The 9,994-nt window shown below is 56.8% G+C and carries 10 protein-coding genes; 5 read left to right on the forward strand and 5 right to left on the reverse strand.

Features of this window, described 5'->3' with window-relative positions; genetic code table 11:
- Both RMO15_RS06850 and panB read right to left on the reverse strand, forming a co-directional pair.
- Positions 1-355: pantoate--beta-alanine ligase (locus RMO15_RS06850; RefSeq protein ID WP_309709661.1), on the reverse strand; the 355-nt coding region annotated here is incomplete at its 3' end.
- Entirely contained in the window at positions 352-1,146 is a 795-nt protein-coding gene (gene panB / locus RMO15_RS06855) for a 3-methyl-2-oxobutanoate hydroxymethyltransferase (protein WP_309709663.1), read from the reverse strand. The genes RMO15_RS06850 and panB, both read right to left, overlap by 4 nt.
- 421 nt (positions 1,147-1,567) lie before the next feature.
- Here panB and RMO15_RS06860 point away from each other — a divergent pair, with 421 nt between their 5' ends.
- Positions 1,568-2,539, forward strand: coding sequence for a DUF1559 domain-containing protein (locus RMO15_RS06860; protein WP_309709666.1), 972 nt, complete (start codon positions 1,568-1,570; stop codon positions 2,537-2,539).
- Between the two features lie 56 nt (positions 2,540-2,595).
- On the opposite strand, the gene RMO15_RS06865 is transcribed toward RMO15_RS06860, so the two are convergent.
- Entirely contained in the window at positions 2,596-3,219 is a 624-nt protein-coding gene (locus RMO15_RS06865) for a fibronectin type III domain-containing protein (protein ID WP_309709669.1), read from the reverse strand.
- A 205-nt stretch (positions 3,220-3,424) separates the two neighbouring features.
- Between RMO15_RS06865 and RMO15_RS06870 the strand changes: the two genes are divergently transcribed.
- The 4 genes from RMO15_RS06870 (at position 3,425) to RMO15_RS06885 (ending at position 7,275) form a co-directional block, all read left to right on the forward strand.
- On the forward strand, positions 3,425-4,315 hold the full coding sequence (locus tag RMO15_RS06870) for a DUF1559 domain-containing protein (RefSeq protein ID WP_309709673.1): 891 nt from the start codon (positions 3,425-3,427) through the stop codon (positions 4,313-4,315).
- A gap of 102 nt (positions 4,316-4,417) precedes the next feature.
- Positions 4,418-5,290 carry a DUF1559 domain-containing protein gene (locus RMO15_RS06875; RefSeq protein ID WP_309709676.1) on the forward strand — a complete coding sequence of 291 codons (873 nt, stop codon included), beginning with the start codon at positions 4,418-4,420 and terminating at the stop codon, positions 5,288-5,290.
- Between the two features lie 213 nt (positions 5,291-5,503).
- Complete coding sequence (locus RMO15_RS06880) at positions 5,504-6,331, forward strand: DUF1559 domain-containing protein (RefSeq protein WP_309709678.1); 828 nt, start codon at positions 5,504-5,506, stop codon at positions 6,329-6,331.
- Between the two features lie 107 nt (positions 6,332-6,438).
- Positions 6,439-7,275, forward strand: a complete 837-nt coding sequence (locus tag RMO15_RS06885; protein ID WP_309709681.1) for a DUF1559 domain-containing protein — start codon at positions 6,439-6,441, stop codon at positions 7,273-7,275.
- 15 nt (positions 7,276-7,290) lie between these two features.
- On the opposite strand, the gene ybeY is transcribed toward RMO15_RS06885, so the two are convergent.
- Entirely contained in the window at positions 7,291-7,773 is a 483-nt protein-coding gene (gene ybeY / locus RMO15_RS06890; RefSeq protein ID WP_309709684.1) for an rRNA maturation RNase YbeY, read from the reverse strand.
- Positions 7,664-9,928, reverse strand: a complete 2,265-nt coding sequence (locus RMO15_RS06895; protein ID WP_309709687.1) for an HDIG domain-containing metalloprotein — start codon at positions 9,926-9,928, stop codon at positions 7,664-7,666. Before RMO15_RS06895 ends, ybeY begins: the two co-directional genes overlap by 110 nt.
- Between the last annotated feature and the right edge of the window lie 66 nt (positions 9,929-9,994).

Consider the following 9,994-nt stretch of genomic DNA (forward strand, 5'->3'; position numbering starts at 1 on the left):
CGGGGCGGTGGGCACCTTCTAGGAGTGTGCTCGTTAAATTCTCGGTGACGCGATACCGGTAGCCATCGGGGTAGAGTGTCTCGTAGGTGGGGGCAAAGACAAATCCACAGCCGATGGCTTCGAGCATTTGGCAGTCGTCAGTGAACGTGCTTGGGTATTTTGCGAAGTCGTCGGGGTTGTTGAACTGTGTCGGATTCACATAGATACTCACCACGGCGTGCTCACACTGCGCGAGCGCGGTCTTGACTAGGGCCAAGTGCCCCTCGTGGAGCGCTCCCATTGTCGGGACAAACCCAAGGGTGAAGTTTTTGGGCCGAAGCGCACGCCACTCAGCAGGGGTATGGAAAATCGTCACGAGTAGCTCTCCTTTGCGGCAGGGAACGTGCTGGACTTTACGGCCTCGTCGTAGGCACCCAATGCAGCAACGGAGGCGTGTGCGACTTGGCCGAAGGCTCTTGCAAATTTCGGAGGCTTCTCGGTGAAGCCGAGTAGGTCGTGGAGGACCAGCACTTGGCCGTCGCAGTCTGGCCCCGCACCAATGCCAATCGTGGGAATACTCAGGGCGTCGGTGATGCGCTTACCCAGGCTCGCGGGGACGCCCTCGATCACTATGGCGAAGACACCTGCGGCTTCGAGCGCTTTTGCGTCGGCGAGAATCTTCTCCGCGGCGGAGTCTTCGCGGCCCTGGACTTTGAAGCCCCCGAAGGCATGGATAAACTGCGGCGTTAGCCCGATATGGCCCATCACCGGGACGCCGCCCTCGACTAGGTTCTGGATGATCTCCAAATTCCCCGCCGCGCCTTCTAGCTTGATGGCCTGCGCTCCGGCTCGCAAGAGCGCCTGCGCTGCGCTCACGGCCTCGCTCTGGCCCTTGCGGTGCTCTAAAAACGGGATGTCAGCGACGATAAACTTTCCGCCTGCGCCGCGTGCGACGGACTCGGTGTGAAAGACCATCATCGCTAGGTCGGCGGCAAGCGTGCTGGAATGTCCGTGCACGACCATCGCCACCGAGTCGCCGACCAGAATGCAGTCTAGCTCCGTCTGAGCAATGAGGCGGGCAAAAGCGCAGTCGTAGCAGGTCACGAAGCTAATGCGCTCTTGATTTGTCTTAGTTGCCTTGCGGCGGCGAAAGTCAGGTAGGGTCACAGTGCCTATTGTACCGCTTGCCAAAGTCACCGTAGGTTAAAACCCTCGGCTTAAGAGGGTAACGCGTCCCTTCGGACGCAGTAAATTCGGTTGGCTACGAAGGTAGCCGTCGCCCTCTTAAGCCGCTGGATTTATCCGACGGTGATTTTTGTAGGAGGTATTTGGTATCGCTCGTGATCGCCTGACGGCTTAAGAATCTTAATATAAGAGTGGCGCTATGATCTATGCTTCTGAAGCAGGATAAGGGCATTTTTTGTTATTTAATGTGAAATTAAGAAAAATAGCGTTTTTTATTAAAATTATTTAACTTAATCTTTATCTTTTCTTAATATTAATTTTAGAGCTTTTCTGATAATATCTTACGGTTTACTTCACAGGCGCAAGGCTTCCTGTGATAAAAGAATTTAGGAGTTTAAAAATTATGCAGAAGCGCGCATTTACGCTTATCGAGCTACTCGTCGTTATCGCGATCATCGCGATCCTCGCCGCTATTCTCTTCCCTGTGTTTGCACAAGCCCGTGAAAAGGCACGCCAGACCTCTTGTCTTTCAAATCAAAAGCAAATTGGTCTTGGTGTTATGCAGTATGTCCAAGACTACGATGAAACCTACCCCACTGCCTACTACTACAAGAATAATACCGCTACTGTAAATGGTGGTTCGGCGGGTGGATATGTTCACATGAGCGTTCTTATCAATCCTTATCTTAAGAATGCCCAGGTTTGGGTCTGTCCTTCCGATGCTCTCCGAGGTGTAGGGCCAGATAACCCTGCTTGTGCCGACTGGACCAATATCACCCAGATTGGTTGTGAGGCACAGGTTCCGCGTCTCTCTTATATCCCGAACTCTTCCATTATGCCCCGCAAGCGTGGGCCTCAGGATGCTCCGAATGTTGTCTCGATGGCGGCGGTGGATGCTCCTGCCGATGTTATTGCCATCGGTGAGATGACCGACTTTAGCAACTGTATCTTCCTCGGCTCCACAGGCCAGCAGAACAACGAGCGCCGCAACAAGAGCCACCGACCTGTCAATGCCATAATGCGAACGGCAGGTGGCGGACAGTGGGCGGGGCAGAGTGTTGCTGATGTGACCGGCCCGATCTTTGCCATAACCCAAGCTGCGGCCCAAGGTGCCGAAGGCTGGGGCGGCCCCGCAGATACTCGTGCGATCACCAACACTGCAGGCTGCCGTGGAAGCGCTGCCGACGGTGGTCTGCACATTCGCTTCATGTCCCCTGGTCGTCACAGCGGTGGCTCTAACTACATGTTTGCCGACGGTCATGCCAAGTGGCACCGCTTCAATGACACCATCAACCCGAACCGCTTCCTCTGGGGCCGTACCTACTTCCCCTCTGGCCAGCCGGTTTTGGATCAGGCAGGTGTGCAGGTTCGCTAAGAACCTCTCTTAGAAAAACGCCCCGCTCGGCAGTGCCGAGCGGGGCATTTTTTTGTCTACGGCGCGACTTTTGCCGCAGGATCGGAGAACGGCCCCTGTCCGGCGGCTCCCAAGGCGGCGACGCGGCACCAGTAGCGCGTGCCACTGCTGAGGCCGGTGAGAGAGAGGCGGGTCTTGGTGGTGGCGCTGGCATAGCTCCACCCGCTCTTGGCATCGGGCGCGGTGGTCGTCTCCACAATGTAGCTGACGGCACCGCGTATCTTCCCCCAGGAAGCAACCAGAGTGCCCTCGCTGCCGCCATCGGTCAGGAGAAGATTCTCGGGGGCACCCAGCGGGCCTACCGGAGCCAAAGGAGCCTTGACCTGCATTCCCGCACTGCGAATCTTGACCTCCTGGCCTGCGGACTTGAGCTGAACGTAGCTGCCCAGGCGGGTCAGAAGCGCATCGAGCTGTTTTTCTTCGTCGTTCTGGGTGGCCGTGTCGGAGATGGCTTTCTGCCGGGAGGCTTGTGCGGTGTTATAGGCTCCCTCCGTGGCCCCTGTCTGGGTGGTAAGCTCCGCAATCGTCGGTTCGGGAGAGGGGAAGTCAGGGTTGTTTGTCAGTGCCGTGATCACTTGCCGTGCAAACTGTATCTTGGTAGGCAAGGGCATGTTTTCGAGATCGAGTTTAATTTGAGCCATCGTGATAGTCTTTCTAACGGTAGCCTCTATCGTCCCTCCGATAACCTCTAAAGCCTCTCCGATCGCTTCAATCGGAGTGATTCTAAGCCCTACCGTTAGCACTAATACGGCTTGGGTGAGAAAGATCGTTCCCAAATTTTTAGCTTTTATTTAATATAAAAAGCCCTCAGCCTCGATAGTATGGGAGGCTGGAGGTTCTGAACCTATGTCACGAACACGCACTGCTTTTACGCTCATTGAGCTTCTCGTTGTCATCGCCATTATCGCGATTCTCGCCGCTATTCTCTTCCCTGTTTTTGCTCAGGCCCGCGACAAGGCCCGAGGCACGGCTTGCCTCTCCAATACCAAGCAAATCGGAACGGCGATGATGATGTACGCCCAAGACTACGATGAGGTGATTCCACGCAACGCCCACTCCGACCCGCCCCGCGTGCTGGAGGGCAATCATTTTGTGGACTGCTCCACCCCGCGCTGGATGGACGTGATCTACCCCTACATTAAGAACGAGCAGGTCTTCAACTGCCCCTCGGACGGATTTAGCACCATCAGCGGCCCGCTTACCGTCGGTGGCCCCAACTTCGCGATTGCGGGCAATAAGAAGTATGTCTACCAGCCCCACACCGGCGGCAACCTGAGCCTCGTCAAGCGCGAGGCGCTCTGTGGCGATGGCACCACGACGTCTAACGGCAACATCGGGCGGCGCTTTGGCTCCTACGCCATCAACAATATGTACTACGGCCTGGCAGGCACCTACACCGCGCCCAACAACATGCCGCTCGCTTCGCTGGCCGTTCCCGCCGACACCGTCTTGATCTGCGAGGTGCAAAACTACGGCCAGAGCGGCGACTTCTACCGCCGTGATCTGGTAGATGCCGCGCCCCTTGCACCCATCGAGATCGGCTGGCCGAGCCCGGTGCTCATCAACCGCAACAACAACGGCGCGATCTTAGGCCGCCATCAGAAGCTCACCAATGTCGTCTGGGCCGATGGCCACGCCAAAGCCCATCGTCTCCAGTACATCGCCGAGACCCGGATTGATACCAAGCTGGGCGGAAACCGCCCCTACATGTTCCGCTTCACCATCGAAGAGGACTAATTTAGAAATAACATCCGCCCCGCAAGTGCGGGGCGGGTGCTGTATTCTTTTATCGTTTGGTTAACAATCCGAGCGCGTCGCCCCGGTAGACTAAGCCTTGCTATGTCTAACCGTCGCGTTTTTACGCTTATTGAACTTTTGGTAGTGATCGCCATTATCGCGATTCTTGCTGCTGTTCTCTTTCCCGTTTTCGCCCAAGCCCGTGAGAAAGCGCGCCAGGCGGCCTGCCTCTCAAACATGAAGCAGATCGGCACGTCGGTTCTGATGTACGCCCAGGACTACGACGAGTCCATCGTGCCCTCACAGAACGGAACGGCGGGCATTAACCTGGTCTCCTGGCCCTCGATTATCCAGCCCTATATCAAAAACGCTCAGGTATTTGTCTGCCCTAGCGCCAACGAGTCCCCACAGGCTCCCGATCCTCAGTATATTACCAACACCTCCAACCGCCTCTACATGGGAGTCACCAAAGGAACCACCACGGCGGGCAATGGGGGAGATGGCAGTGATCCGGCGGTCTGCCTGGTGCCGCGACTTTCCTACAGCCGCAACCTCATTCCCACCACCAATGGCAACCCCTGGGATGCGCTAATCGCGGGGCGGGTCTGCAACAACGGCAAGACCTATCCGGGGTTCGTGGACTACGTCGGCAACCTCAAGTCCGGCTGGGTGGGCACCGGCACCACGTTTACCCGCTCGATGGCCGAGATCTCCGAGCCTGCGAGTACGATCCATATCGTAGATGGCATGGCAGGCGGCAACGCGGCAGCAAACCCGCTGACCTACGGCGCCTCCATACGCGGCCTTCAGCAAGACATCCGCACGGACATGTTTAAGGACAGCCCTCCCTCTAAGGTCGCCCCTCGCCACTCCGGCGGCTTTGTGATTCTCTACGGAGACGGCCACTCAGGCTACAAGAAATGGGGCTCGACCACGCCTTGTATGTGGACGATTCAGGACGACATCTGTAACTAAGCATTCTTCGTTTGTTAACAAATTGGAAACCTAGCGCCCCTAAAATGAGCAGGTAGAAAATCTATGGAACAGTTGGTATAATTGGTACTGTCTTAATCCATGGGAGTTTTCTTAGGGACTCTCTGTGGGCCAATGCAGGCCAGCACGAATATCAGTTGTGCTGGCTATTTTTATGGTTTGACTGATCTTGCTGCCCGAAAGGACTAATGTTTTATGACTCGAAAATCTGCCTTTACGCTCATTGAGCTCTTAGTTGTGATCGCGATCATCGCGATTCTCGCCGCCATTCTCTTCCCTGTCTTCGCCCAGGCTCGTGAAAAGGCCCGCCAGACCGCCTGTCTCTCGAACATGAAGCAGATCGGTACTGCGCTGATGATGTACTCGCAGGACTATGACGAGACGATCCCACGCTACCGTTACCCCTCGGCGCTGTACACCCCGACGGGAATTAATCCTGTCTGCGTCACGGCTCCTGCGGGTTGGTGTGGCACGAGTACCCGAACCGTTGTCTTTCTGAACTGGATTCTCAACTCCTACATCAAGAACGATCAGGTCTGGCGCTGCCCCTCCCGCCCCTCCGCTTGGGTGAACCTCGATCCCACGGGTGCGGACAGTGACAACCCTGCGGTCTTCCGCTCTTATGGTGGCAACAACTCCTACCCGGTCAATAAAGCAGTTTTTCATACCAATATTGACATGACACTTGCTGCGATGAATACGCCTGCGGATACCATCGCCATGGCGGATGGCAGCTACTACAACGCCGGTCCCGCCTGTGGAACCCTTTGTCGTGTGGTAGGCAACAGTCAGTTTTTTGCCAACAACGACTGGAAGAACCTGGGCAACGGCACTGCCTTTCCTCGGCCCGGCTCTCCTGAGGCCAGCATGACGGATGCGCAGATGCTAGAGAGAGTTAAGTCGCGTCACTCTCAGATGCTGAACTGTATCTTCCTCGATGGACATGCCAAAGCCAACGCCGCGGTGAAGGTTGTCAGCGACAAAAACGCTTGGGATCCGTACGGTCAGGGTTACTCCAACTAAGCTCTCTCCATAACCCTACTCTAAGAGTCTGCGTACTCATGTCGAGGCGCAGGCTCTTTTTCCGGGTATACTTTCTTACTGTGTACTAGAAAGGACTTCTTTATTTTATGAATCGAAAATCTGCCTTTACGCTCATTGAGCTCTTAGTCGTCATCGCTATCATCGCGATTCTCGCCGCTATTCTCTTTCCCGTCTTTGCCCAGGCCCGCGCCAAAGCCCGCCAGACTGCTTGTCTCTCCAACTTAAAACAAATTGGTACGGCAGTCATGATGTATGTGCAAGACTACGACGAGACTTATCCTCCCTCACAGATTCCCTTAGGACCTGCGGATGCAACCCCTCCTCCTCCAGCAAACTCTGTGATTTCTTGGCCAACCCTGATCTTTCCTTACATTAAGAATGAAGGTGTCTTTGTTTGTCCCGACGGAGAAACGGCTGCACGGGCTGTGACGCTAACTATCAATGGGGTTTCTACAACCGGTACTTACTGTGGTGTCACAACCGTTAACACGCGATTCGCTCCTGCCGCGCAAGGTGATGGCTCTACAAGACCCTATGGGCTAGTGAACCGGCTCTCCTATGGGCGTAATCTGATCCCTCTCGGATCGTCAAATGCAACAAACTGGACGACTGTTGGGTTTGCGGGACAAGATAAGAGTGGCTTTGTTACTACGGGAACCACTCTCTCCGTTTCGGAAGCTGCTGTTGCACAACCGGCCAGTACTATCCATATTATGGATGCTTGGACAACCGTCTGCGATCAGGGCAACTCCATCCGAGGAATTCAGCAAGAAATCCGTACTGATCGCTACAATAACATTACCGCCTCTAAGGTTTCTAACCGACACTTCGGTGGCTTTGTCTGCCTCTTTGGCGATGGCCACGCAGGCTACAAGAAGTGGGGGTCGTCCAGGGCGGCTGAGTGGAGCATCCAGGAAGATTAGTTTCTTATCTCTGAGCTAGGGAAGGGGGTCGAGTGGTTTGCCTAAGATGCGCCGCTCGACCTCCTTCATTTTTTCGGAGCCCGCCTCGGTATCATCTTCGTGGCCGAGTAGGTGCAGAATTCCATGGACAAGCAGTAGCGCCAGCTCGTCTTCTAGCTCCCAGCCACGGGCGCGTGCCTGACGCTCCGCCGTGTCGCGGGAGATGACCACGTCGCCAAGCTGCTCGGTGAGTGGCTCGTCCGGTTCGGACTGGGGCCAAGAGAGCACGTCGGTGGGCTTGTCTTTTCCCCGCCACAGTGCATTGAGAGCTTGAATCGCGTCGTCGGTGACAATCAAGACGCTTACCTCAATAGATCCCCCCGCCGGGCGGGGGTTAGGGGGGGGGGCACTAAGGCATTCCGAGAGGAGTTTTTGTGCGGCGGCGGCGGCCCGACTCCACGGCAGGTGGGCTATCGGATGCTGGTTCTGAAGGGCGATCTCGATCTTTACTGCTCTCATTCGGGCTCTCTTTGGTGTCTTTTGCATCTTTGGGGTACTCGATACGGGCGTGCAGAGTCGCACAGAGCGTCCGGGTGAAGACATCCTGGATCACCTTGAGATCCCGCAGGGTGAGCGGGCACTCGTCGAGCTGGCCGTCAGCGCGCTTGTCCTCGATCATGCGGGCCACAAACTCGGTGACACGCTGCGGGCTCGGCTTGTCCAAGACGCGCGATGCGGCTTCTACGCCGTCGGCGAGCATCAGAATAGCTGCCTCTTTGCTCTGGGGTTTGGGGCCGGGGTAGCGAAACTGCGACTCCAGCGTGGCATCGGGGACACCGCCGGTAGCCTGGTGGTAGAAAAACTTCATCAGGGTCGTGCCGTGGTGCTGGGAGATCACCTCGCGCACCTTGGGAGGCAGCCCGACGCGCTCGGCGATCTCCAGGCCCTCTTTGACATGATTGACGAGCACCAGCGCGGAGAGCGAGGGGCTAATCCGGTCGTGGACATTCTCGGCGTTGGACTGGTTCTCGATAAAAAACTCTGGGCGGTTCATCTTGCCCAGATCGTGGTAGTAGGCCGCCACGCGAACCAGCATCGCATCCGCCTCAATCGCTTCGGCGGCGGCGTGCGCGAGGTTGCCGACCATGAGCGAGTGCGCATACGTTCCCGGCACCGCCATCCGAAAGTCTTGCAGGATCGGGGTTGCCGGATCCGAGAGCTCTAAGAGGCGCAGGTGGGTGGTGATTCCAAAGGGACGTTCCAGACACCAGACACCTAGATAGAACAGGGCAAGAGCCACGAGGCCAGAGCCGATTCCCATCAGGACACCCGTTAAAATTTCGCGGGGCAGATCGTGCTCCATCTGGGCGACGAGCAGGCTGAGGATGGCATTGGCACCACAGACGGCGGCTCCTGCCCGGAACACGTCACCTCGGTTGCGCATCGAGGCCACCGAGACAATCCCGGCTAGCGAGGAGCCCAGAGTAAAGACCGTAAAGCGAAGCTCGTTGTTGAGCACGACACCGCTCGTCACCGCAAGGAGTGCGACAACCAGTGTCGCGACCGAGGGCGAGATGAGCAGTGCAATCACCATCCCCGCAGAGGCCACGCACATCATCCCCAGATACGAGAGATTGACCCCCGTAAAGGGTAGACCCAGTAGAGTTGAGCCGAGCTTGATCCCCATCACGGAGACCACCGTCAAAATGGCGAGCAGAAAGAGCCGCTTGGTGTTCCGATAGAGATCCCGGTGAAAGACCTTCAGGTAGACCGTCACAAATGCCACGATGAGATTGACCATAAGGACAATCACGAGAATCGAGAGGGCATCCAGCGTGGCGTTGCGAAGTCCCAGTGCGGTCAGTGCATCCAGGTGCGCTTGGGTTACCTTCTCACCGTTTCGCAGCACCAGCTCACCTGCGGCAATCCGGCGAGTCTGGCGCGGTACCTGGGCCTCCGCTTCATCCCGTGCACGCTGGGTAGAGCGGGCATCGTAGTGCCGGTTTTCCGTCAGGGACTCGCTACAGAGGGCGGCGACGGGGGCGCGAAGGTTCTCGGGGAGATCCAGCAAGATGGGGTCGGCGACGAGGCCACGGCGTGCGATGGTGAGGTCATTGGTATCGTCCCGCAGAGTTCCCTCCATGGTTCGAATGACCAGGTTTGTCGCCACCTTCTGTGCTTTCTGAAATAGCTCTGGGGAGGCGGCACTGAGGGCATCCAGAGTGGGCTGAGTCAGGCTGAGGCCGGACTGTCGCCGAATGTCTTCGAGCTCGGGATGATCGCGAACGGGGGTGGCAATGGCCTCAAAGACTGTCCGAATCGCCTCTTGTGCATTGCGGCTGGCATCGGGAATGAGTTGGTAGCGCTTGTCAATCTGGCTGATCGCATCTTCCCGCAGGCGCAGTGTCGCCTCAGTGTCTTCGTAGCGTGCCGTCCGCGGGGCAGTCACGTCCTGGTGTGAGACCATCTCTAGCTCGACATTGACCCGGTTGGGGAGCAAGTGAATACAAAGAAGAAGTGAGAGAATAGCCGCCGTTGCCAAGGCAAGAACGAGGCGCAAAGGCGAAATGCGAGGCGCAGGGGTAAGCTTTCCTCGCGGCTCAGAGGCACGGCGAGGGCGGGGATTCGTTGAGCTGATTTGAAGCTCGAAAGGCAGACGCCAGCGCATCTTCATAAAGCGATTCCGTGGCGATCTCAGAGAAAAAAAGTACTCAGCGCGTTGGTGGCACGGTGCGCGCAG

Source organism: Armatimonas sp., assembly GCF_031410135.1.
Classification (GTDB): Bacteria; Armatimonadota; Armatimonadia; order Armatimonadales; family Armatimonadaceae; genus Armatimonas.

Excerpts from the sequence above, each read along its gene's own strand:
- RMO15_RS06860 (WP_309709666.1), top strand. The coding sequence starts at position 1,568 with ATGCAGAAGCGCGCATTTACGCTTATCGAGCTACTCGTCGTTATCGCG.
- RMO15_RS06865 (WP_309709669.1), bottom strand. The coding sequence starts at position 3,219 with ATGGCTCAAATTAAACTCGATCTCGAAAACATGCCCTTGCCTACCAAG.
- RMO15_RS06870 (WP_309709673.1), top strand. The coding sequence starts at position 3,425 with ATGTCACGAACACGCACTGCTTTTACGCTCATTGAGCTTCTCGTTGTC.
- RMO15_RS06875 (WP_309709676.1), top strand. The coding sequence starts at position 4,418 with ATGTCTAACCGTCGCGTTTTTACGCTTATTGAACTTTTGGTAGTGATC.
- RMO15_RS06880 (WP_309709678.1), top strand. The coding sequence starts at position 5,504 with ATGACTCGAAAATCTGCCTTTACGCTCATTGAGCTCTTAGTTGTGATC.
- RMO15_RS06885 (WP_309709681.1), top strand. The coding sequence starts at position 6,439 with ATGAATCGAAAATCTGCCTTTACGCTCATTGAGCTCTTAGTCGTCATC.
- ybeY (WP_309709684.1), bottom strand. The coding sequence starts at position 7,773 with ATGAGAGCAGTAAAGATCGAGATCGCCCTTCAGAACCAGCATCCGATA.
- RMO15_RS06895 (WP_309709687.1), bottom strand. The coding sequence starts at position 9,928 with ATGAAGATGCGCTGGCGTCTGCCTTTCGAGCTTCAAATCAGCTCAACG.